This is a genomic window from Euzebya pacifica, from assembly GCF_003344865.1.
Taxonomy (GTDB): domain Bacteria; phylum Actinomycetota; class Nitriliruptoria; order Euzebyales; family Euzebyaceae; genus Euzebya; species Euzebya pacifica.
The window spans coordinates 542689-565580 of sequence record NZ_CP031166.1; the positions used below are offsets into that span (position 1 = coordinate 542689).

Sequence of the window (22892 nt, forward strand, 5' to 3'; positions counted from 1 at the left end):
TGACGCAAGGGGCGAACCAGTGGCGGTAGAAACCAGCGCATGGGTGATGCGCCACTCCCCCACCCACGCCCAAGACCTCGTGGTCCACCTGTGCATGGCCGACCTCGCCGACTCCACCCGCGGCGACCGTGTCGAGGTCTCCATCGACCGTCTCGCATGCATGGCGCGCGTCACCCCCGAAGAACTCCGTCGATCCCTGACTCGCCTCATCGACGCCGGCCTCGCCGCCGAACTGGTCCCGGGGCGCGCCGCCAACGTGGGTGTGTGGCGCCTGCTGTGCGACCCGGCCTCCGACGTCGTGTTCGACCGCCACGTAATGTTCGCCGGAGAGGAGGCCCGCAGTGTCCGCTGAGAACGTCGCTTGGGTCTACCGCCACTCCCCCTACAAGGGCGTGAAGTTCGGCATCCACCAGGCCATGGCCGACATCGCCAACGCCGCGCACGGCAACGAGATCTGGATGCGCCACGACAAGCTCGCGGCCATGGCCCGCACGTCACGCTCCAGCGTGTCGAGGTTCTGCACCGAGATGATCGAGGACGGCCTGCTCGAACTGGTCGAGGACAACTCCCAGAACGGCCGCAACGACGCTTCCCGCTACCGGCTGCTGTGCCCAGCCGACGCCGAGGTCATGTACGACCGGTTCACCAAGTCCGGCCGTCCCGATGACACCCAGCCCGAGGTCGAGGGCCAGCAGATCAGCCGGTTCCGCAAGTCGGTGTCGCAGAAGCAGCGCGAACGCATGGAGGAAGTCGACGCCCCGACCCTGCTCGACGGCCTGTACGAAGAGGACGTCATCGACGTCGACCCTGACGGGCCGCTGGCACCGGTCTTGTCCATGAACCCCCCGGCGGGCAGCCGACGGGCCGACCCCGACAAGCCGCAGACCTCCCAGGAAGCCTACGAGCGGCTGTCGGACCTCCCCATCTCCCCCGATGACGACGCCGAACTGAAGGCGGCGTCCGGCCTGGTACTCGCCTACTACACGTTGTGGCGCACCGAGAACGGCCTCGGACGGATGCGGAACAACAGCTGGCACGGCGAGGTCCGCAGCATGGCCAAGCACCTCATGTCAGCCGAAGCCCTGCCGCCACAGGTCGTCGCCCAGATCGTCATGGAGTGGCACGACAAGAACATGGAGTTCACCGCCTCCGGTGGGACCGCCTCGCGTCCCGGCTACATCAAGACGATCGCCCAGTCCTGGATCGACCGCGGCAACGGCATGGCCCAGCACGGCATCGACGGCAAGGGAACCTCTCGCCGCCAGCACGAGACCAACACCCGCCAAGCCCCCATCGCTGACCGCGCCCACCTGGCCAACCTGATCTGACGGCACTGATGCAACGAGAAGAGTTCGTCATCTGGCACCGCGAGGTGCTGGACAAGCTCTGGCCGCACAACCGCGACCGGCCAGTTCCCATCGACGACGATCCGGAACACCCCTCCACCCAGGCCTACGTTGCCTACATGCGTGCCCGCTACCCGGCGATGTCCCACATTCCCGTGGAGCACGCCCTGCACGCCGCCTACGCCCTCGCCCGCTCGCGCAACTCCAAGTACGAGCCGCCGCTCAGCGAGTTCGTCCGCTACGCCGAACGGTCCATGGGGTTGGCGCCGGCATCGGGCACGGCCCTGTCATGGCCGGACGCGCAACGGCTGATGAACGAGGCACTGCGCGCCCATTCCGGGGCCGGGCACCAGGTCCGCCCCCACGACATCCGCGAGTTGGAGAACGGCAACGTCGAGGTCGTCCCCAACATGGCGTGGAAACCGGCATGGGAAGTCGCCGCCGGCCCGATCGTGGCCCGCTTCATCCGCGAGACCGGCGGCATCCTCGTGGTGGCTCGCCGGTGGCCCGACACGACCTACGTCGCCCAGTTCCGCATGTGGATCGAAGCGCTCAACGACACCGATGACGTGGAATCCGACCTGCGCATGGCCCGCCACAGCCTCGCTGCTCTGTCGGAGAAGCCCCCACCGATGCTCAGCGATTCAATCGCCGCGCTCATCGACCAGCTCCCGTTCCGCCTCGATCCACCGGGCGACCGCCGGGCGCTCGGGACGGGCCGCGAGGGCGACCAGTTCCACGCCGAAGCCAACTGACCCCCGAGGGGCTCAGTCCATGTGTGGGATCAGGTCGACGAGCGCGGTCTGCCAGCGCATCCCCCACATGTCCTGCGGCGTGGTGCCCATCGCGTTGGCGATGTCGTCGGCGGCCGCCATCGATACCCGGTTGGCCTCAACGGCACGGCTGGCCCGCTTGGCTGCGGTGTCCCGCTCCTTGCGGGTCAACCCTTCCCGGAGCATCTGGGTGTAGCCGCCTGCCCGGCGCGCGGCCTCCACGATCGGTTCCACCGGCAGGTAGACCTTGTCCAGCGGTCGCGGAGCGGCATGGGCGGTTCCGGCCGGGTCGGGGTGCCCGGACCGCTTGATCTTCGCTGCGTGCCTGTCGCAGTACCCGCCGGAGTGGCGCCGGTCACCGCAGCCGTCCAACAGGCACGTGTGCGCCAGGCAGAACCGCACGTCGGATCCCACGACGACATCGCAGGACGCCTGCCCGCACTCCTCGGAATCGGACGGTGCGACCGGAGGTCCGGTCACCATCGCGGGGGCTGTGCGCACCTGCTGCCGCTCGTAGTGCTCCTCGCACATCCCGTTCTTGTGCCAGGGGGCAGCGCAGTCGTACACGCCGTCCTCGCCGGTGTGGATGCAGTGGGGCTTGGGCCTGCCGCGTGACAGACCCAGGTAGCCCTGGTTGAACCAGCGGGAGTGGTGCTTGCGGCACAACCCCAACGCGACCGACTTGCTTTCGCACGGGCCGGCTCCGTCAACGTCGACCCCGCAGGGACCGTCGTTGGCCTTCCCGTCGGGCAACGGGTCGGGCAGGACGCGCACGAAGTCGGCGGCGATGGTGTCGTTCATGGCTGGGTCTCCGGGGGGAAGTGGGGTCACAACGCTCCGCCGGCGTCGGGCGGGGCGAGGCGTCGTTCGAGAGGCTTGAACATCGAGTGCTGCGGGATGAAAGAAGCGGAGACGACCCCGATCGGGCCGTGGCGGTTCTTGGCGAGGCCGAACTCCACGATCCCGACGTCCGGGCTGTCGGGGTTGTAGACCTCGTCGCGGTACAGGAACACCACGGCTGCGGCGTCCTGTTCGAGGGCCCCGGAGTTGTGGGAGACGATGTCGTTGGCGATGAAGGCATTGGGGCCTGGCACCGCCGCGTCGAAGGTCTCCTCCTCCCCGGCTGGGCTGATGGCAACGATCTCGTCCCAGAACAACTCGGAGGCTGCGGTGTCAGCGACGCCCGCACCGCGGCGGTAACCGGTTGTGCCGGTGTCACCCCCCAGTGGGACGTTCTGGACGCCCGCCGCGCTGCTGTCCGGGTCGTTGGGCCGCTCCGGGTCCGTGCTGGTCCCGACCGCGGCGAGCAGGTCACCGACGACGAGGTCCCCGGTCTTGGCCCATCCGCCGAAGCTGAGGAAGGGGTGGTTGTCGGTCGCGCGGACACGCCTGCCGGAGGCCAACTGAATCTCTGTGACTGGCTTGACTCCGGTCGACCACACCTCGGTCATCACCGACCGGATCAGACGGCCCCGGTCATCAACGCTCCACACCTTGACCGGCCCACCGTCGACGAGGTCCCGGATCGGGACACGGGCGCCGGTGTCGGCCCGCCACACCTTCGTGTCGCCCGTCAGGCACTCGCGGAGGTCGGACAGGATCGGTCGGCGGTCCTGTCGTTCCTCGACCTTCCGGGACAGCTGGGAGAGTGCGAGGACGGCGCAGTTCTTCTTCTTGGCGAGCAGCTTGAGCCGCCGCGAGACGGTGGAGACCTCCTGCTGGCGGCTCTCGACGCGTTCCCCGAGCTCGACGAGCTGGAGGTAGTCGACGATGATGAGGTCGAGGCCGTCGAGTTCGCGTTCGGCCCGTTCGATGCGGGCGGCGATCTCCCCGAAGGTCATGGCGTCGTCGATGATCATCATCGGCAGCACGTCGAGCCGGGCGGCGGCCTTGGAGATCATCTGCCACTCCCGGTCGTCCATCGTGCCCTGCTCCATCTTGTCGGTGGGCATCCGGGCCTCGGCCGACATGAACCGCTTGCCGAGGTCGAGCTGCGACATCTCCAGCGATACGAACGCGGTCTTGTAGCCGCCCCGCGCCGCTTCGAGCGCGAGCTGGCCGGCGACCAGGCTGTTGTGAACGATGAGGTCGTCGGCGATGAAGTTGTGGTGGGGGTCCACTTGGATGTCGTAGGTCGCTTCGGTCCCGTCCGGTTCGACTGAGACGATGGGGTCGAAGCCGGTGTCGCCATCGAGGAGGCGGTGCAGGCTGTCGTCATCGAGCACTTCGGCGAAGGCGCGCAGTCGTGAGGGGGTGAGTCGCCTGGTGCGGTCGCGTCCTTGTTTGTCGGTGCGCAGTCCGGCGCGCCGGAACAGGTCGGGCCACGACATCCCGGTGGCCTTTCGGGCCGTGTCGATGCGTTCCCACATGGTCGCGGGGTACATGAGCAGGCCCGTGCGGCCCCCGTCGCGTGCTGTGGCGATCGCACGAACGCGGTCTACGGCGTCCTGCTTGCCGGGGACGGTGATGAGGTCGCAGAACCGCAGAGCTTGGTCGGCGTCGTGGATGGCAACCTGCCAGGCGCCGGCGTGCCCGTTTGGCTTGTAGTCGATCCGTGCGGCGATGCCGAGGCGCAGCAGCAGGTGGGCGACGTCTCGGGAGAGTCGTTCCGAGGATGACGCGAAGCCGATGTCGATGGCGCCGATCCCGTCCATCCGAGTCGTGTTCTGTGAGTAGGCGATCCAACCGTCGGTGGCCCACAGGCATCCGAGGAACTCAGTGAGTTGGTCGGCGGGAAGCCGCATGATGGCGTCGGGGATGTGCTTGTCGTGGGTGTGACACGGCCACAGGCCGTGATCATCGAGCAGGACCTGGACGGGACCGCGTCGGTCGGTGCTCCACCGCAGTTCGGCGATGGCTCGCTCGATGCGTTGCCCAGCATCGCCACGGGTGCCTTCGCCACGACGGTGGCGCTTGGACACGCCGATGGTGACGCCAGCGCGTTCGCAGACGTCGTCCCTCGACGGAAGACGGCCGGCGGCGAAGGTGATCTCGGTGGACCGGTTGTCCTCCGTCCAGGCGCGTTTGACCCTGGTCCGTGCACCGAGGGCTTCCGCGCACGCGATGACGTCTGCGAGCACCTCGTCGAGACCCGCAGTGAACCCAGGGCTGGTCTTGACCGTGGAGAAGGAACCGTCGCCGAGCATGTACCCGAGGAGTCGGACCTCTTCTGACTTCATCCGTGCCGGGTCCTGTGGCATGGGAAGGCGCAGCGGAACTTCGAGGTGGTCGGCGCCGACGCGGAGGTCGCCGACCTCGATGAAGCCCCGGTCGGTCAGCACCCGGTGGTTGGCAGTGGCCCTGACGGTCCGGCCCGACGCGGTGGTCACGCGGTAGACGGCACGCCGGCCGTTGTCGGCGACGCCCACAACCGGCGAGGCCACGATGCGGCCAACGGTCCGGTCCAGCGAGGCGACCATGCCGCCCCCCGCTGCCACGATGTCGCCGATGGACCGCACCGACCCCGTCGCGGGGTCGAGCACTCGGGTTGATGCCGGCAGGCACTTGCCCATTGCGGGTCGGGCGGCGATGAGGGTGATCTCGGTGCGGCGCAGTCCGCGGGTGAGTTTGTCGAGGTCGGGGAGGGTGAAGGAGGGGCCGAGGAGGGCGCCGCCGCTGGTCTCGACTTCCTCGGCCCAGTCCAGTACCTGTCCGATGGCGGCGCCGATGGTGATGTCGTGGCCCTGGATGTCGGCGGCGGCTTGGAGTGCGGCGAGCTCGTCGGTGAGGCGGCTGATTTCGCCGGCGACGTCGAGGGTGTCGCTGCCGGCCTTCTGTGCGTCGGCGCCGAACTCGAGGAGCTTGCGCTGGACCGACAGGGTGCGCAGTTCGAGGACGTACTCGCCGATCCGGTCCGGCGTGACGACCGATTCCTGGGCGTGGCCGAGGATGGCGTCTGGTCCGCCGGCGGCGTCGGCGGTGCCCTCCCGGACGAGCCGGTTGAACACCAGTGGCATGTCGACGGCTCCGCCGGCGTCGTTGAGTGCGGTGATGGCGTCCCAGATGAGCCGGTGGGCGGGGGTGTGGAAGTCGGCTGACTGGACGCCGGCGCCGATGGTTTCGGAGAGTGCGTCGGGGCTGGTGAGGCACGCCCCGATGACCCCGGACTCGAGTACGGGGTTGTGCAGGTTCGTGGAGTCGCTCACCGGGGCAATCCTATCATGTGCTAGCAATAGTAGCACAATATAGTGGGCTGTGTCAGGCGACGTTCGGGGTGGTGAGCGGTGCCTGTCCGGCCCATGGCGGGGTCAGCAGCCAGTCGTGGGGCTTTGGGGCGGTGATCGTAGGGCGGAAGGGGTACGCAGCGGCGTCGGCGAGGCTCACCGTCCCCCAGGTCTTGCCGTTGGCGGTGTAGGCGCAGACCAGGTCCACCGCGGACTCCGACACCGCGTGGTGCGGCGGGAACCAGTCCTCCCACGCGGCGACCATCACCTGTGACCGGGCGCGCTGGACGGCTTCGGGGTCGGCTAGGGGCCGCTGCCCGGAGTGCCGACGCAGCGTCCCCGGGGAGATGATCTCGGCGTGCATCTTCCGGAGTTGCCCGGCGACGTGCCGGTGGTTGTCGCGGTGGGCGTTGAGGAACACGACCACGACGCCGGTGTCGTCGATGCTGCGCCCCGCGAGCCACGAGGCCCACTTCTCCATCTTGGCGGCGTGGTGGTCCAGGTTGCGGGACGCGCACACCTCGATGACGACGCGCAGTCCGTCGTCGCGCCAGAGGGCGATGTCGCCGGTGTAGTGGCCGGGGTCGTCCTTGTCGTTGGTGAGGGCGACGGGGCCGGTGGCGTGCTCGGGGGAGGCGGCAATCCAGGCCGGTTGGACCTCCATGAGCCGCAGGGAGGCCTCGACGGTGAGGAGGTCGTGTCGGGCGTGGGGGCCGCCGGCGTGGTGGCGTGGCGGCAGGTTGGCGAAGATCCGCCTGGCGGTGTCGGGTGGCAGAAGTCCGGTGTAGCGGCGGATCGGCTTGCCGTCGTGGAGCTTCCACAGGTAGGTCTGCTTGCCGACGTGCTTGTGCCCGGCGGCGTAGCGGCCCCGCTCCACCAGTCCCACGTCGAACATGGGGACGAACCGCAGCGACCGGTTCGAGGCGCTGCTGGCGCTCCACGCGACCAGTTGGGCGGTGTTGGCGTGGTGGAGGCCGTCGAGGATGGAGAGAATCCGGTGCACCGATGGACTGCGCAGGCAGGTCCGCATCGCCTTCGCGCCCTCGTCGCTGGCGGGGTCGAGCAGGTCGGTGGTCTGCACCCACAGGGTCGCGTCGGTCAACTCGTCGACGTCGCGGTGCTCGGTGAACCTGGGGCTGAACACGGCGGGCGCTGACCAGTAGCCGGCGGCCCAGTAGGGGTCGGGCCGCTTCCAGTACGGGTAGGAGTCGATCGCCGAGATCGGCGGGTAACGATCGGGGGAGTCCTCGGCGGTCCCCCGGCCGGTTGCGATCGGGCCGCTCATCGGACGACCGTCCCGGCGGGCAGCTCGCGGGTGTAGGCCTCCAGGTCCCGGACGCCGTCCATGACGTAGGGGAACACCACCGTGAAGGGGGCTTGGCCGTTGCCGTGGAGCCGCAACCGGATTGCCGCGCGGCCCTTGTCCTGCTCGCGGATGTCGCGGGCGGAGAAGGCACCCTCGGGGCCGCCGCACAGGTCGATGGAGGCCTTCTTGGCGAGCTCGGCGTTCTCCAACCGCAGGTAGGCGCGGGTGCCGAAGCCGAGGACCGCGTCGCCGGTGCGCTGCGGGAGCTGTTCGAACCGTTGGGTGGCGAAGGTCAGCTGCATGCCGAACGCCCGTCCCTTGTCGTGCATTTGCGCGATGACGTCATCGCCGGAACCTGTACCAGAGAGGTGTGACAACTCATCGGCGTACAGGCCGACGGACCGGCCGTGGTCGAGCCATCCGGCGCAGCGCGTCTTGACGGTCTCCCACAGCATGTAGGTCAGGATCGCCCCCATCCGTTCGCTGGTCTCGGAGTCCACCCCCTTGCTGCCAACGGCACCGAAGTTGAGGATCGCTGCGCAGTGGTAGTCCAGCAGGTCGTTCAACGTGACGACCTTCCGTGACGGGTCCGGGTCCCAGACGCCCGACAGTCGCGCGAGGGCAACGAGTTTGTTGCGCGGCGCCTCGAAGATTGACGACCACTCCCGGCTGGGCACGCCCAGTTCGTAGTACGCCCAGGCCTGCGCGGCGTCGTACATGGGCGACCCGGTCGATCCGCCGGTGGGTTCCTCGGTCTTGAAGCGGCCGCGGAAGTCCTCGGTGAAGGTGCCGGTGTGATCGGTCGGCGGGCCCTCCCACCCGGTGAGCCGCATCCGCTGCAACGTCGCCTCGTGCAGGAACGCCTTGAGCAGGCGCCCCTTCAACTCGTTGTTGTCGGACCGTTCCATCAGGATCGTGGCGATCCGCACGGCGTTGGGGACCTGGTCGCCGAGTCCGACCGCCCCGGCGCAGGTGTCGGTGACCTGCAGCGCGAGGGTGAACGCGGCGTTGAGAGCGGCCTCGGACCTCGCGCCGATCGAGCCCTCGTCGAAGGCGTAGCGCATGGCCGCCACCAGTCGGGCAGCCGCCCCCTCGGGGTCGGTCCGGTCCAGCAGTTCAAGCCTCGGACCGGTGTTGGAGACGGCGTCGATGCGCACGTAGCCGGCGGGGTGGCGGTTGGGTTCGTAGCCGACGTGGCGCAGCAGCCGTTCGGCGTCGTCGGCACCGCCGCCCTTGGTCTCGATCCACAGCATGGCCATGCGGCCGTCCCGCCGATCCTTGGACTGGCGGGCGCGGGCGTCCTCCGCCCAGACCTGCAGGAGGCTGTTGGTCTTGCCGGCGCCGGGGTCGCCGACCATGAACAGGCCGTACTTGCGGTCCTCGTCGAAGATCGCGACGGGGTTGCCCTTTGGGTCGTGGCCGAGCAGGGACGCCGCTCCCCTGCCGGCGTCGCGCGTGGCCTCGATGACGTCGCCTGGTGCGGTGATCGCGACGGCTTCGGTCCGGTCGGTGCCGGTGGACGACACCGACGGGAAGGCGATCAGCTGGCCGATCTGTTCGGAGGAGAGCACCAGGGTGTGGGGCCGGTATGGGTAGGGGCCGGCGATCTGCACGCCGGGCCGGGCGGCGTTGTCGTCCTGGCCGGCGCGGGCACGGGCGGCGAGGTGCCGCCTGTAGCGGTAGTACCGCATGGGGCTGTACCGCCAGGCCCGCTCCACGGGCAGCAGCCCGGCCGCGAGGTGCATCTTCCACTCGCGCTGGGCGGTGTTGAACCCTGCTGAGGTGTTCCACGCGATGGCACCCGCGACGACCATGACGGCGGCTGCGGCGATGAGCGCGAGGGTCGTGCCTCCGCCGATGAGGTGGCCGATGGCCTCGCCCGTGGCGGCGCCGTCGAAGATCGTGCCGCCGAGGAACCCGAGGGCGGCTGCCGCCCAGGTGATCGCGCGCCACAGCAGGACGACGATCGGGCCGGCCGCGAGGGCGAGGCCGGTGGCCAGCCAACCCCGTGTGGAGGCCACCATGAGGCCTCGGTCCTGGAAGGGCCACCGGTGGAGCTGGTCGGGCACGCCGGAGGTGAGGGTCTTGGCCAGCGTCGGGTCGTCGGTGGTCGCGGCGATGGCGACGCGGGCCGCCTGCCCCTGCCCGACGGACTCGGTGTCGTCCCAGATCCCGGACCGGGTCTGGTACCAGTCGCGGAGCCGGTCGTCCTCCCAGTTCCGGGTCGGTTCGCAGGCGATCGACAGACAGATGTTGGCGTCGGGGTGCGCAGACATCATCCTGACGATCTCGTCGGCGGCCCGTTCGACAGGCGGCAGGCCGGCGCCCTTGTGGGCGTTGTTGCGACCGAGGTAGGACTGCCGGACGGTGTGCCACACCTGCCCGGCGTCGGGCAGCGCCAGGTCCGGTTCGCGGTGGGCCGTCGCACCGACCGCCGAGGCGATGCCGTCGGCAACGGTGTCGGGTTCCCGGCTGCCGTAGACCACCAGGGCCGTGGCGACGGCGGAGTCGTCCCGGAACCGGTGGACGACGATGCCGCCCCGGTAGAACTGCCGCCACTGGTGGGTGTCGACGGTGGCGAGCTGGCCCGAGACGCCGTTGGTCACCTCGTCGAGGTCGACCGGCCGCGACCCGCCCGGCACCAGCCGGTAGGTGACGGCGGTCCGGGCCATCTGCCGCCATCGCGCGAAGGCCCAGACGCGGGGCACCCACACGAAGGCGACTGCCGCAAGAGTGATGGGGACGACGAACTGGGTGGGATCCATGGGGGCCTTGCCTTCTGGTGTCGCGGACGACCGGTGATGGTCGGCCGGCGGCCTGCCGATGGCAGGGGGTCCCCGTGGGATCGGTCACACCCAGATGTCGCGGGTCTGGTCCATCCTTGGTGCCGATGACCGACCGGGAACGCGTTGCTGTTCGGCTCCCCGCACCGCTCGTGGCGCGGGTGGGCCGGCTGGCGCGGCGACGGCGGCGCGACGGCCGGCCGGGCGGTTCGGTCTCGGCGGTCGCATGCGAGGCCGTGGCCCTGGCGGTGGCATGGCCGACCGGTGAGCTCGTGGAGCGGGTCGTGCTGGCCCGTTCCGCCGACTGGGGGCCGACCCGGATGCTGCAGCCCCGCGTCCCATCGGTGGTCGTGGCCGACGTCGACCGACTGGTGTCGGAGGTGTTCGTGCGGCTGGGACCAGGCGTGGGGCGGAGCCACGTGCTTCGCGCGGCCCTGGAGGCCTCCGTCCCGCCGTTGCGCCGGAGCCGGTCGACCGAGCGGATCCGCGTGACCGTCCGGTTGCCCGACCCGCTCATCGAGTCGGCCCGTGCCCGGTCCCGGACGCTGCCGGCGGTCACCCAGGGTGGCGGCCGCGTCTCCGCCCTTGCGACCGTGGGGGTCATGCGGACCGAGCCGGTGCCGTCCGGCGACGTCCGCCGGGTCGCTGCCATGGCCGAGTGGTCCACCACCTCCGACTGGCAGTTGTGGCTGCCGCGCCACCGGGTCGAGGCGATGGAGCTGCGGCGCGACGCCGACGGGCTGCTGGTGTCGGACCAGGTCGCCGCCGGCCTGCTGCTGGTCACGTCGGCCCGTCGCCCCGCGGCCGCCACTCCCCCACCGGTGGCCGCTGCGCCGGCCGAGCCGGACCCGTTGGATTTCGACGTGATGGACGACGACGCTTTCGACGCGGCGCTCGCGGAGTTCGACGAGGCCATCGCCCGGTCGGCGGAACTTCTGGGACAGCTTGACCGGCCGGGCCTGTGAAACATCACAGGTGGACACAGCTTGCGAAGCATTCCCTGTAGCCGCGTTTCCGCAGGTCAGAGGCCATTCTATCACGCTCGCCGGACTTCCGGGCACCCCCTTGCAATCAAGGTTCCACGGGGCCTTCTGGGCGATCCACGGCTGGTCGTCCGCACGCCCGTCCATGGCGGCCGTCCTGCCTCGGATCCGCTCCTCGCGAAATGAGCCGAACGCCCGCGACATCGACCGATCCCCCTTGCGAAGGGCAGGACCAGAACTTCCAGCTGTTCGAGCCGAGGAAGCGCCTTCTCGTGCGTTTTCGCAGGTCAAGGCCGTTTCAGAGATTGAAGTGACATAATGTTGGCGTGGATGCATGCCTTCGGGTGCTCCGGTTGCGCCAACGGGATGCCTGTGGGGAGTAGGATCGGATCGTGAAGATACAGCTGCTGACCTGCGAAAACACCGCACCAATGGTGTGGCCGCGGGGTGCTGCCACGGCGGTTGCCGTGGGTGCTGCTCATGTGGCAACTGTGGTTACAACCGTGGTTACCACTGTGGTTACAACCAAGGCGTCTGACTTTGGTGGCAATACGGCGGCAACTCCGGTCGCAGCCCATGCGGTACCAACGGTGAACGCACGGTGCGTCACCCTGGGTCACACCACGGGTGTCGCTCAGGTGCGTGCATGGGGTGCACCGTTTGGTCCAACCCGTGTGGCACCATGCCCGGCTGCCGGGGTCACCACCCGCGCGACGACCCGTGCACCAGAAGGAGCAGTCACCAGATGTTCGGCAACTCGATCGCACTCATGTCGGGCAAGGGGGGTGTCGGTAAGACGACGCTGGCCTCCAACATCGCCGGCATCCTCGCGGCGGTCGGCCGCAAGGTCCTGGTGGTCGACCTCGACCACCAGGCCGACCTCGGCAAGGACCTCGGCTATGCCTACACCGAAGAGGGGTTGGCCGACGGCGGCAGCGCCCTGCTGAGCGCAGCCATCTCGCAGGTGTCCCTCGACAAACCGCCGTTGGTCGGGGTCCGCGACAACCTCGACGTCATCCCGTCGGGCGGGCAGACCGAAGCGCTGAAGAAGTTCATCGAGAGCTACTACCCGGACGGCGGCGCCCAGGCCTACGAGCACCACGGGGCGATCCTCGGAGGTGCACTGTACGACTTGGTCGACGACTACGACGTGGTGGTGTTCGACTGTCCGCCGGACTTCACGTCTGGCCTGGTCTACGAGGCGCTGGCCTGCACCCGGTGGCTGCTGGTCCCGTCCGCGGTTGACGCGGCGTCGGAAGAGGGGCTGATCAACGCCCACCTCGCCACCCAGGTGGTCGCCGAGCGAAACCCCGACCTGGAGATGGTCGGCGCGGTCCTGTTCGACCTGCCGTCCAACGCCAGTCGCCTCGCGCAGGAGTTCAACGAGGACATCGCGGCGATCGTCGCCCACGCCGGACTGCGCGAGGACCTGGTGTTCCCGACCTGGGTGCGGACCTCAAAGAAGTCGGCGAGGGACATGCGCAAGTACGGCAAGCTCGCCCACGAGTACTACGGGGAGCACGGGACGCTGGACAGGTGGGTGGACGGCAAGTTCAACCCCGACCTCGCCTCGGGTGCCGCCGAGGCGCTCAAGGACGACTTCCAGTTCATCGTTCGCGAGCTGATCGAGAGGACGGGGCTGTAGTCATGGCCGGCTCGGAGAGCACCCTGAACGCGTCGATGCTGCAGAAGCTCGGTGGCGGCAAGCCCAAGCCCGCCAAGCCACCGCGCCCCGGTGCGCCGACACCGCAGCCCAAGCGGACCCCCCCGTCGACACCCCCGGGTGTCGCGGCGGTGGCGGACCCCTCGCCCCCCAGCGACCGTCCCGACGGCAGTTCGGCCGTGGCGGTCCAGCCGCGCACCGAGGCGCGCGGCCCGGCCGTGGGCGATCCTGCGGGGCCGACCCCATCAGCGCCAGCGGGATCGGGGCCCGCACGCGGCGACACGGCAGCAGCCCCGCCGACCGACGGTGGCCGTCCGGCGCCGGCATCGGAACCGCGGCGGCCGACCCGTGAGCAGCGCAGGGCGGTGCGGCACCTGCGCACCCCGGCGGGGGAGGAGCGCCGGGAGGTCAAGATCGGCTTCCGGGTGCTGGCCTCCACCCACACGGCGGCCAGGGACCTGGCGCAGCGAAGCGGACCCGATGTGTCCTTGGCCGACGTCACTCGATCGGCTGTCGCCCACCACCTCACCGACGTGGTCGAGGAGCTCGCCAAACCTGCCGATCGGCCGCTGTTCGCCCGACGCACGCCACGGCTGCCGTCACAGCAGGCCGACGACGGCGTGCAGCGCCGCGTCGCCGTCTCGGTGTACGTGACCCCGGAGGAGGACGACTGGATCAAGGGCCACCTCGAGGGCGTCCGCACCCCAGCCAGCCAGGTGCTGGAGGAGTGCCTGACCCGGCTGGTCGCCGCGGGCGGCCCGGTCGACGTCTGACACCATGGCTGGTGGTCGGTCTGGCGGCGCACTGGCCGGGGCCGCCGCACAGTCCACGAGCGCGAGGATGGGGGAGGGGCCGCCCCGTTCTCCGGCTCGGCCGCCGCTTGTCGGGCCGCGGCCGTCAAGATCTCCGGGGCGTGAGAGTCCTCGGCGTTCCGGTGGCGGATTCGTGCAGGTCGAGGGCTGCGCCGTGAGAGATCCGGCTGCGGCTCATAGTCGGCAACCTGCGTTGGCGATGAGACTTTGTGAGCCTGTGGACAACCACCAGTGGAATGAGTGGCACGGCTGGACCCGGCTCTCACTTCGCGTCCGCCTGCTCTCAGTTGCTCTCACGACAATGAGATCTTCTCTCATCGGCACGGGAATCGACCGAGTCGGCCGGTTCGACACCCCTGGCAAAACCGCAGGTCACGATGGTGTGTCCGCTCGACACACCATTGGGTTCGTGGGGGCCCTAGGGCACGAAACCGCAGGTCAGACTGGTGTGCGCTCTCGTCACACCATTGATCGGCTCCCGACGAAACCGCAGGTCACAATGGTGTGTCCTCTCGACACACCATTGCCTGGTGTGTCGAACCGTCACACCGCGGTGTGCGCTCTCGACACACCAGAACGCGACCTCCCCAGCCGCCAAAACGGCCCGATTCGCCGCAAAAGCGCAGGTCAGAATGGTGTGCGCTCTCGTCACACCATTGAATCAATGGTGTGCGCTCTCGACACACCCTTAAGAACTCAAGAGAACTCAAAGGGGAACTCATCCCTTACGGGGTCCGCGCCTTCGGCCCGGACCGGATGCCCAACCGGTTCCCCGTCGGGATCCACCCTCGACACACCACCGGCGCGCCCCAACCGGTCCTCGCTGATCTGGCCTCCCGGACGGGAACCCAAACCCCATCAGCGAGCAAAGGGTGGGGGAGTGCCGCGCCGGGGTCCCAGAACGGCCTCAGGCGCGTCCAGGGGCCCGACAGCCCCCAGAGCCCTCTTCGAAGCCCCAGGACGCCTCCTGCGGCCTCCTGGGGCCTCCTGGGGCGATCTGGGCGTCCGGCCGCGCCCCACGGGTGGGCGGACCGGGTGAGGGACCCCGCTGGCGTGTCGAGCGGGCACACCATCCCGGCAACCGGGATGCTGGCGGTCCGGGCGGCGCTTGTCGCCCTGCTCGCTGACACCGTGGGGGCCCACTGCGGCTTCGTGGACCTCGCGGTGACCGTGATCGCCATCGCGCAGGACTCGCCGAACCCCGCCGGCTACGCCACGTCGTCGGCATGCGGCACCTCTGCGGTGTCGAGCGGGCACACCAGCGTCACCGAACCGGCCGCCCGGCAGGCCTGCCAGGCCGCAGCCGCCGACCTGCTCGCCGCCGGGGTTCGGCTGGTCGACGCCGACCGTGTCCGCTGGCTGGACCATCCCGAGCAGTGGCGCCACGACACCGACCGGTGGATCCCCGACCCGGACGCGTGGTCGCTGCCGGACTCGTGGGTGTTGCGCCAGCCGCTGTGGCGATGGCTGCTGGTGACCGTGGTGCTGGTCGCCGTGGCCAACGGCTGGTGACTGCTGTGACGACCCAGCACACCATGCGGCCGTCCGGTGGTCTGCGCGGCGCGGTCCCCGCCGCGCTCGGTGGTGGCCACCGCCACCTCGAGGGGCCGGTCGGCCCGTCCTCGATCGTCGCCGTCATCGGCACGGGTCGGCCGCCCGGCCGCGACCGCTCCGGCGAAGCGCACATGGCGGGGTCCGTCGCCCTGCTCGCCGATGGCCCTTCGGTGCGCGGCGTCGCCCGGTTGGCATGCGACGGCCGACGCACCTGCGCGTGCGTCCGGTCGGTCCGGTCGTTGCACGCCCACCTCCGGGCGCTGGGATGTCGTGACGGCGTCTGGCTGGTCGACCACGCGCTCGTCGGCTCCGCGGTGGTCGCCGGGCTGCCGTTGCCACCGACGGGCGGGGTGCTGTACGAGCTCGCCGTCGCGGGTCGGGTCGCGGTGGACTGCACCGTTGCCGACGGGCACCTGTTGTGGCAGTCGCAAGGCCCCGTCAACGACCGCCGCCGGCCGGTTGCACGTCCGGTCGTCGCCTGCCACGAGTCGGTGCTGCTCCGGGCCCCCGAACCGGTGCGGCGAACCGTCGCGCCGGTGGGGGAGGGGGTGACCTGCGGGGGCTGCCTGGCGGCGGTCGCCGCCGTTGCGTCCGCCAGCCCCGACCTGGTGGTGCGGCTGGTCGACGGCGGCCGATGCCGTCCGCTGCCGGTCGACCCGATCGGTCTCCTCGCCGCCGTGGTGTCGGGGGGGTGACGGGCCGCGTGACCGGTGGGGTGTCGGCGCCACCGGTTACCGTCGCGTCCATGGCCGAGCGGGAGTGGGTGGCTGCGGTCCGCACGGCTGCTGCGGTCCAGGTCGAAACCGGCCTTGCGACGTGCGGCCGTCCGGTCGCTGCTCGCCGACCTGCCGACGCCGTGCCCGGTGCGGTCCTCCACCAGCCGGCAGGGATCCGGGTGCCGTTGACCGCCGCGCCCGCAGCCGCCGGCAGGTCGCGGTCCGACTCGGCCGCGAAGACGGGCGCCTGACGATGCGACGCGGCTCGTCCGGCGGAGCGTGGCACCCGTGCCACCGGCCCGCCAGCGGGTGCGGTCGTCCCGACCCCGTGGCGGTCGTCGGCGACGGCGTCGTCCCGGCCGCGTCCGCCCCCGGCCTCGGTGGCGTCCCGAGGGTGTGGCCGGCCGCTGGTGACCTGCCGTTGTCCGCAGTCGACTGGTGTGCCGACACGACCGTGGACCTCTCCGCGCCGACCGAGGTCATGTCCCTCGCCGCCACACCCGATGACCGGGCAGGCGCCACAGTGCGTCGCGGCCAGCGGGTGTGGCGCCACCGTCATGCCGGCGGCCGCGCTGGTGGGTGGCGGACAGGGGCGCGCCGGAATCCGCAGGACGCGTCCACGGAACCAGGCGCACGCCTCGAGGTGGCGGCCGACAACGTGCACACGGTAACGGCCCCAGGCCCGACCACGACAGGGGCCTCCGACCGGTTCCGGGGGGTCGCAACGTGCAGGCGTCGCCGCCCCGAACACGTCACCGGCCGCGTCGCCGACCCGTCGCGGTCCGAGGTGGCCGCGGGATGCGCCTGCCAGCCGGCACAACCGTTGCGCCACTCGACGCGCTCGCCCCGGTCGGCACCGAACCGGTCGAGGCGACGGGTGGGCGACGCGCCCGGCATCGGCGGCGGGCCCGATGGGTGACCCAAACGGGCCGGTGACGCTGGTCGAGTTCGCCGACGAAGTGCCCGGCCACCTGGTCGGCGCGGTCACCACCGCCGGCGGGTCCCGACTGTTCGAGTGCGGCCCGTCGGAGTCGGGTTGCCGCTGCGTCGCGGATGCATGGCAGGCACTGGTGGACCATCCGGCGGCCGACATCGCCTGCGGGCTGGTGTCGCTGTCGGCGTCGGCGCTGCTAGCGGTCGATCCGCCACCGTCGGAACGGTCGTCGTTGCCGCACCGGTTGGCCGACGCGGTGCTGCGCGGTTGGGCGGGGGAGGACCGGGCGGTCCAGCACGACCTCGTGGTGTCTGGCGACGGCCACCTTCGCGTGGTCTCGTTGGCGGTCGATGACGGCTCCCGGTTGCGGATGGTGCGCGCCGATTCGCAGCCGCAGCGGGGTGCGGTGGGGGACGCCCAGCCGGTGGCGATCGATGACGGCTCACTGCTGCGGTTCGTGTCGGTTGATCCACCACCGGTGTGTGCGGCCTCGACGTTGGCTCACGTCGCCCCGATCGGTGACGGCACGGTGTGCCAGGGGTGCGCGAGCGAGCTGTTGTGGGGGGTGTCCATCGACGCGGCGACCTCGATCCGGGTTGCGGTCGGACGGCGCACCCTGGTCGCCGCCGGTGACGTCGACGGCCGCATCGGACTCGTCGCCGCTCTCGCCGCCACCGACTGACACCCGCCGCGCCACCGACACGACCAGCAGCGGTTTCGTCACCCCACCCTTGCGGGCATTTCGTCACCCCACCCTTGCGCACTGGGCTGTCACCCCCGCCCAGGATCCGGGGCGAACCGTCACCCCCCTCTAGCGGCAGATCGTCACCCCACCCTTGCACCCCCCGCCCGACCGGTAAGATTTCTATAAAAATCTTACCCTGCGCGGCCGGCCGACACCCCGCCCCTCTTCGCTGATGCCCTGCGGATCGTCAATCCCCGTGCGGGAATCCGCGATCCGAGGGGGGTCACATGTCACCCCCCTCTTCCACCCCCCGCCCGGCGATGCAAGAGGTGTGTTGTTTGGGTGGTTGTGTTTGCGTGGTTGGTTGACGGTGTCTGTTGGTGGTGGTGCGTTGCGTGTGTGCGTGGCGTGTGTGGCGTGTCGTTGTCAGGCGGTGTTGTCGGTGCGTTGGTGTCGCTGCGTTGTTGCGTGTCGTGGTGGTCTGCCGTGTGGTGTTGTGTGTGCGTTGGTTGGGGGTGGTGGTCGTGCCGACCTGGTGTTCGTCGCGCTGCGCGCTCCTTCCTCCGGTCGTGCACGGCTGTGTTGCGCTTCACTTCGCTGGCGCTCCGTTTCGCTTTGGGGCTGCGCTCGCAAGCTCGCTTCGCCCGGGACTTGCCGCTGCGTCTTCGCTTCGCCGGGCGTCGACGGTGCACCTGCCACCTGTGTCTGTTCACGATCCGCTCTCGACTTCGTCTCGTGCGTCTCGTTCACCGTCACGGTGGCGGTGCCCGTCTCCTTCCGGCTTCGCTTCGACTTCGGGCTGCGTCCGCACCCCCTTGGTCTGCCCGGTGGTTGAGGTCAGCGTGTGGTGGGCCGGGGTCCACGTGGTGTCCGCATCGTTGGTTGTTCGGTGCGTGGGTGTCGACACGTGTTGCTCTTGTGGTGTGGGTGGTCGCCCAGGTTGTCGGGTGTGGTGTCCGTCGGTGTCGTCGGGGTGCGTGGTTTCGGATCGAGATGTTCGTCACGGACGTCCGTCGGCGTGTTGGTTGGGGTGGTCGCCGCAGGTGGTGGTGCCTGGTGTCCGTCCGATGGGGTGCGTGCGTGGTTCGTTCCGTCAGGTGTCGTCCCGTGGTGCGTTGCGTCGAGCAGGGGGTTCGTCCCGTGGGTGTCGTGCCGTGGGTGGTCGTCCCGAAGATCCGTCGGCAGCCGTCCCGCAGGAAGGGCGTACCGTCGGTGGTCATGTCGCCCGTCGGGGGTGTGGTCGCGCAGCACAGCCGACTCGGCAGGCCGCACAGGTTCGTGACACGCCAGGGGTGGCCCGTCCGTCATCACGTCACGCCATGTGGCGACACGAACGACGCAGCGAACCCCCACCGACATCCGTCACGAAACACCGCAGCGACCACACCGGCGAGGACCCCGCAAGGGACACGGCCCGAGCGCAGCGAGGACCGTTCACGGGGTCCGGGCCCATGCGGGACGCACCTGGCGGCACGGCGCACCGGAGGTCCGTCCCGGACGTCGCGTCGCGCAACCCCATCAGCGAAGACCAACCCCCGGTCGGCACGTCACCGGTCAGGGCCAGGCCGCACCGCCCAAGGCAACGCCCGCAACGCAACGACCAGCCCGCCGGCGACACCGCACCACGCCCGCCCGGCCGTCCGCACGACGCTGCGCCCGTGCACCCCGCCCCGACGTTGACGGCCCCACCCACCGCGCTCCGCTCCCCATCCCGCCAAGCCCCTCCGCCCCGCGCACACGTGTGACTCCACGCACCCGCCGCCCGAGGCGACGGTTCGTGTCGTCACACGCTCCGCGAGGACGGCCCCCACGGGGTGCACGCCCACTCCGCCGCCGCGCCCCGCCCGTCCCGCAGGAAGCCCGCGTCCCCTTGCGACGCGAGACCCGCGACCCGATGTTCCGCGGACGCCCACGGCACGACATGCGGCCCGTCACCGCACCCCTCCGGGGAAGCCGCCCAGTTCACAACACCCGCCGAGTCCCGCCCGTTGGCAAGCCGCGAAGCGGCGCAGCCCGTCTGGAGGTCGCGACGCCGGCTGCCGCTGCCGCTGGCTCACTCGCACTGGCGTTGCCGTGACGGCTCGGCTTCGATCAACCCCGACCCTGGCGCTCGCCGCGCGGCTGACCCTCCGGCTCAACCCGACCTGCGGTGCTCGTTCGCGGTGCGTCCGGCAGGCCTGGTCGACGACTGCGTAGGTGGGGGAGTTGCGCCTGTTTCCCCGGGCGGGAGTGCCGCCGACCATGAGGGGTGTTGCTCGGGATGGACGGACTACTCACCCGACCGATTGACCGCAGCAACACGGCAAGGGTCGCACCGGGTTCGAGATGACCGGCGGTGTGGCCCTTCGCCATGTCTGCACCGATGTGCTCGCCGCGCGGCTGACCCTCCGGCTCAACCCGACCTGCGGTGCTCGGTCCGCGGTGCGTGGCCGGTGCGTGCGGGTGCTCGTCGAGGCCGACGCGGTGGTGCACCGGTCGCTCGCCGCTCGGGCTCGCCGGCATGTCGCCGGCGCAGCACCGAAGACCGTCCGGTCTTCCATCTTCGATGTCGACCTTCCATGTCGGATGGGGGGCGTGATGGTCCGGTGGGGGAGTGGCACGTCACCCCGCGCGCCCGGTGACGGCAGCGTCCGCCCAACATGCGCCGGCGGGCACCCGACCGGGTGTGGCCCGATGATGCGGGTCGGCCGGGGTCACGACTGATTCACCCCGGTCCACGACACCGGGTCGAGGGGCTGACACGTCATCCCCGTGGCGTGTCACGGCAGCGACCGCCCCCGACCCTGGCGGCGGCCGGGTGTCGGCGAGGGGTGGGACACTCACCGCATGAACGAACCCGACCCGATCCTCGAGATGGCCGGCAGGTACGGCATCGGACCCGTCGGCGTGCGGCGCGCCGGCGAGCTCGGCGTCGTGGTCGCCGTCGCACTCGTGGTGCTCGCCGCCGGCAGGTACGTCAACGCGTTCGCGTTCGGCTGGGTCGTCCCGCTCGTGGCCGGTCTCGGGTTCGGAGTCGTCGGGGCGGCCGCCGCCACGGTCGAACGGACCGACGACGTCCGGGTCGGTGTCGGCATCGGGGTGCCCTTCCTTCTCGCCGGCCTCGTCTTCGCCCTGGTCTGAACCGGGTCGCTCGACGCTCGGACGGCCCTCCGGCTCAACCCGACCTGCGGTGCCCGGTTCGCGATGCGCGGCGCGACGGCCCGACGGTGCGCGCGGTGCTCGTCGAGGCGTGTCCGGTCGCTCGCTGCTCGGGCCGCCGGCAGGTGCCGTCCACGATGACCGGGACACCGGCGGGGGAGTGGGGGCGTCGCGTGTTCCCCGGGCGGGTGTGCCGCCGACCATGAGGTGTGTTGCTCGGGATGGACGTCTAGTACACGGCCGATTGACCGCAGCAACCACGGCAAGGGGTCGGACTGGTTCAACGAGACCGGGGTTCGGCCCCTTCGCCATGTCACCGAACACCGTCGGCGCACACCGAAGACCCGACGCCTCCCATCTTCGATGTCGACTGATCGCGTCGTTGGTCCGCTGCGAACCTCGGGGCATCCCCAGCCGGGCCTCGAACCCACCCGCCAACCTCCCCGACTGCTTCCTGGCCACCTCGAGCGTGACCTGGACCGGCGGCCCTTGGCCGGGAATTGAGGCGGGGAGGGTGAGATGCCGAGGTTGCCTTGGTGCCGTAGATGGTGAGGGGTCGGGGCCGCCAGGTGACGATGCGGGCGACGGTGCGGACCGAGCCTCGGGGGGCGGGCCGGTCGCGCTGGTCGGTCGGGTCGCTGAGTTGGGCCGGATGCCACTCGCGCTGCGCTCGTGGCCCTCTGGTTCAACCGGGACTTCGTCGAGTAGTGGTGCGTGCGGTCGCTCGCCGCTCAGGCCGCCGGCGAACTCGCCGGCGTGTGGTCAGTGCCGGGTGCGGCGACCCACCAGCAACGTGTTCACGAGCACCGCGAATCCGAACCCGGCGACCAGACCGGTCAGGGCCAGGCTGACCGCGGGCGGCCGGGGGAGTTCTCCTGCGAGGTCGATGATGCCGACTGCCATCGCGAAGATGGCGGCGACCCGGCCCGCGGCCCGTGCCAGTGCCGACGGGCCCGCGCCCCGCCCGGATGCAACCCTCGGGTGGATCGACAGCATGAACGCGCACGCACCGAGGGCGATGGCAAGGACGGGAAGGACTGACTCGATGGGCATGAACCGGATCATGCCAGCCCGTGCCGACACGGGGTTCGGAACCCTCGACGCGAGAGACCGCACTGGTCGGCCGGGCCGCCGAGCTGTTCGCCGAGATCGCGCGTTGAGGGCCACGGGTCGTCGAGGCCGGTGAACTCCGGCGACTCGTCCGGACAATGGTGGGGAGGCGGTGTATGAGCTGGCGGAGTTCTCCTTCGGTGCCCATGGGGCAGCGGCGCCGGCGGTGCGGTTGGCCGGGGCGTCGGTGTTCGGGGTGCTCACGATCGACTTCGTCATCACGGTGTCCGGGTCGACGGTCATCGGCACGGGGATGTCGGCGTTGAACGGGCCCCTCGATGTCGAGCTGTTGGAGGAGTTGCACGGGTTGCAGGTCAGCCGAGCCGGCTGACCTGCGGGCCTGGGTCCAGGTGCTCGAGCACCTCCTGGACCCGCGGTCCGACTGGGCCCTTGGGCCTTGGCCTGGTGTCGACGAGGGCCTGGTGTCGGCGAGGGCCTGGTGTCGGCGAGGGCCTGGTGTCGGCGAGGGCCTGGTGTCGGCGAGGGCCTGGTGTCGGCGAGGGCCTGGTGTCGGCGAGGGCCTGGTGTCGGCGAGGGCTGCCGCCACTGCACCGGCTTGGAGTCCTGCGCGTGCGAAACGGTCGTGATGATCGGACCGATCCGCCAGCCGAACGAGTAGGGACGTTGGTCCCGGTCCGCGGAGCGGACACCGCCGGAGGCACGACACCACGGCTGAACCCCCTAACCGGAGGCCCCGTCCCGTGCGGGTGGGGTGACATGTCAGCCCACCCGGGCAGCCTTTCGGTCGTTGGGGAGGTCCGTGCGTCCGGTCCGGGTCGTGCGGCGTCCCGACGGGCCGGAGCGAACACCAGGCCGGCTTGATCGTCCGGCCGTCCCCGGCCGTTCACGAGACGCACGGCGCCCCGACACCACGCTCCGCAACACGACGACACGAAGTGTGAAATCTGCGCAGCAGATTTTTTCGC

At 70.5% G+C, this 22892-nt stretch carries 17 protein-coding genes; 12 read left to right on the top strand and 5 right to left on the bottom strand.

The features are described from left to right. The first annotated feature begins 19 nt into the window (after window positions 1-19). From DVS28_RS27850 to DVS28_RS27860, 3 genes are read left to right on the top strand one after another with little or no spacing between them, the layout of a single operon-like run. Window positions 20-352 carry an Rrf2 family transcriptional regulator gene (locus tag DVS28_RS27850; RefSeq protein WP_164711220.1) on the top strand — a complete coding sequence of 111 codons (333 nt, stop codon included), beginning with the start codon at window positions 20-22 and terminating at the stop codon, window positions 350-352. Beyond that, the gene (locus DVS28_RS27855; protein ID WP_114594899.1) at window positions 342-1328 is read left to right on the top strand and encodes a helix-turn-helix domain-containing protein; all 987 of its coding nucleotides are present in this window, start codon (window positions 342-344) and stop codon (window positions 1326-1328) included. The genes DVS28_RS27850 and DVS28_RS27855 overlap by 11 nt, the downstream gene beginning before the upstream one ends. Window positions 1329-1336: 8 nt before the next feature. Then, on the top strand, window positions 1337-2101 hold the full coding sequence (locus tag DVS28_RS27860; protein ID WP_114594900.1) for a hypothetical protein: 765 nt from the start codon (window positions 1337-1339) through the stop codon (window positions 2099-2101). Between the two features lie 12 nt (window positions 2102-2113). Here DVS28_RS27860 and DVS28_RS27865 read toward each other — a convergent pair whose 3' ends face one another. The 4 genes from DVS28_RS27865 to DVS28_RS27880 are packed head-to-tail and all read right to left on the bottom strand — an operon-like array spanning window position 2114 to window position 10353. Further along, the gene (locus DVS28_RS27865; protein WP_114594901.1) at window positions 2114-2920 is read right to left on the bottom strand and encodes a hypothetical protein; all 807 of its coding nucleotides are present in this window, start codon (window positions 2918-2920) and stop codon (window positions 2114-2116) included. Between the two features lie 26 nt (window positions 2921-2946). Beyond that, window positions 2947-6264, bottom strand: a complete 3318-nt coding sequence (locus tag DVS28_RS27870) for a DnaB-like helicase C-terminal domain-containing protein (protein WP_164711221.1) — start codon at window positions 6262-6264, stop codon at window positions 2947-2949. Between the two features lie 52 nt (window positions 6265-6316). Next, window positions 6317-7567, bottom strand: coding sequence for a hypothetical protein (locus DVS28_RS27875; RefSeq protein WP_114594903.1), 1251 nt, complete (start codon window positions 7565-7567; stop codon window positions 6317-6319). Then, complete coding sequence (locus tag DVS28_RS27880) at window positions 7564-10353, bottom strand: hypothetical protein (protein WP_114594904.1); 2790 nt, start codon at window positions 10351-10353, stop codon at window positions 7564-7566. Before DVS28_RS27880 ends, DVS28_RS27875 begins: the two co-directional genes overlap by 4 nt. Window positions 10354-10478: 125 nt before the next feature. On the opposite strand from DVS28_RS27880, the gene DVS28_RS27885 reads away from it, so the two are divergent. The 8 genes from DVS28_RS27885 (at window position 10479) to DVS28_RS27930 (ending at window position 20838) form a co-directional block, all read left to right on the top strand. After that, the gene (locus DVS28_RS27885) at window positions 10479-11336 is read left to right on the top strand and encodes a hypothetical protein (protein WP_114594905.1); all 858 of its coding nucleotides are present in this window, start codon (window positions 10479-10481) and stop codon (window positions 11334-11336) included. Window positions 11337-12099: 763 nt separating this feature from the next. Next, the gene (locus tag DVS28_RS27890) at window positions 12100-12999 is read left to right on the top strand and encodes a ParA family protein (RefSeq protein WP_164711222.1); all 900 of its coding nucleotides are present in this window, start codon (window positions 12100-12102) and stop codon (window positions 12997-12999) included. Window positions 13000-13001: 2 nt separating this feature from the next. Further along, a complete protein-coding gene (locus DVS28_RS27895; RefSeq protein WP_114594907.1) occupies window positions 13002-13790 on the top strand; it encodes a hypothetical protein in 789 nt (262 codons plus the stop codon). A gap of 1092 nt (window positions 13791-14882) precedes the next feature. After that, a complete protein-coding gene (locus DVS28_RS27900) occupies window positions 14883-15341 on the top strand; it encodes a hypothetical protein (RefSeq protein WP_216826635.1) in 459 nt (152 codons plus the stop codon). A gap of 5 nt (window positions 15342-15346) precedes the next feature. Next, entirely contained in the window at window positions 15347-16078 is a 732-nt protein-coding gene (locus tag DVS28_RS27905; protein WP_114594909.1) for a hypothetical protein, read from the top strand. Window positions 16079-16128: 50 nt separating this feature from the next. Then, a complete protein-coding gene (locus DVS28_RS27910; RefSeq protein ID WP_114594910.1) occupies window positions 16129-16350 on the top strand; it encodes a hypothetical protein in 222 nt (73 codons plus the stop codon). A gap of 660 nt (window positions 16351-17010) precedes the next feature. After that, the gene (locus tag DVS28_RS27920) at window positions 17011-17715 is read left to right on the top strand and encodes a hypothetical protein (protein WP_164711224.1); all 705 of its coding nucleotides are present in this window, start codon (window positions 17011-17013) and stop codon (window positions 17713-17715) included. A 2829-nt stretch (window positions 17716-20544) separates the two neighbouring features. Then, the gene (locus DVS28_RS27930; RefSeq protein ID WP_114594914.1) at window positions 20545-20838 is read left to right on the top strand and encodes a hypothetical protein; all 294 of its coding nucleotides are present in this window, start codon (window positions 20545-20547) and stop codon (window positions 20836-20838) included. A gap of 780 nt (window positions 20839-21618) precedes the next feature. Here the strand turns inward: DVS28_RS27930 and DVS28_RS27935 are convergent. Beyond that, complete coding sequence (locus DVS28_RS27935) at window positions 21619-21909, bottom strand: hypothetical protein (protein ID WP_164711225.1); 291 nt, start codon at window positions 21907-21909, stop codon at window positions 21619-21621. A 169-nt stretch (window positions 21910-22078) separates the two neighbouring features. Here DVS28_RS27935 and DVS28_RS27940 point away from each other — a divergent pair, with 169 nt between their 5' ends. Then, a complete protein-coding gene (locus DVS28_RS27940) occupies window positions 22079-22297 on the top strand; it encodes a hypothetical protein (RefSeq protein ID WP_114594916.1) in 219 nt (72 codons plus the stop codon). Window positions 22298-22892: the final 595 nt, after the last annotated feature.

What these genes read in the sequence shown, in the direction of transcription:
- DVS28_RS27875 (WP_114594903.1), bottom strand. Translation starts at nt 7,567, where the DNA reads ATGAGCGGCCCGATCGCAACCGGCCGGGGGACCGCCGAGGACTCCCCC.
- DVS28_RS27895 (WP_114594907.1), top strand. Translation starts at nt 13,002, where the DNA reads ATGGCCGGCTCGGAGAGCACCCTGAACGCGTCGATGCTGCAGAAGCTC.
- DVS28_RS27890 (WP_164711222.1), top strand. Translation starts at nt 12,100, where the DNA reads ATGTTCGGCAACTCGATCGCACTCATGTCGGGCAAGGGGGGTGTCGGT.
- DVS28_RS27920 (WP_164711224.1), top strand. Translation starts at nt 17,011, where the DNA reads ATGGGTGACCCAAACGGGCCGGTGACGCTGGTCGAGTTCGCCGACGAA.
- DVS28_RS27880 (WP_114594904.1), bottom strand. Translation starts at nt 10,353, where the DNA reads ATGGATCCCACCCAGTTCGTCGTCCCCATCACTCTTGCGGCAGTCGCC.
- DVS28_RS27860 (WP_114594900.1), top strand. Translation starts at nt 1,337, where the DNA reads ATGCAACGAGAAGAGTTCGTCATCTGGCACCGCGAGGTGCTGGACAAG.
- DVS28_RS27910 (WP_114594910.1), top strand. Translation starts at nt 16,129, where the DNA reads ATGGCCGAGCGGGAGTGGGTGGCTGCGGTCCGCACGGCTGCTGCGGTC.
- DVS28_RS27935 (WP_164711225.1), bottom strand. Translation starts at nt 21,909, where the DNA reads ATGCCCATCGAGTCAGTCCTTCCCGTCCTTGCCATCGCCCTCGGTGCG.
- DVS28_RS27885 (WP_114594905.1), top strand. Translation starts at nt 10,479, where the DNA reads ATGACCGACCGGGAACGCGTTGCTGTTCGGCTCCCCGCACCGCTCGTG.
- DVS28_RS27930 (WP_114594914.1), top strand. Translation starts at nt 20,545, where the DNA reads ATGAACGAACCCGACCCGATCCTCGAGATGGCCGGCAGGTACGGCATC.
- DVS28_RS27865 (WP_114594901.1), bottom strand. Translation starts at nt 2,920, where the DNA reads ATGAACGACACCATCGCCGCCGACTTCGTGCGCGTCCTGCCCGACCCG.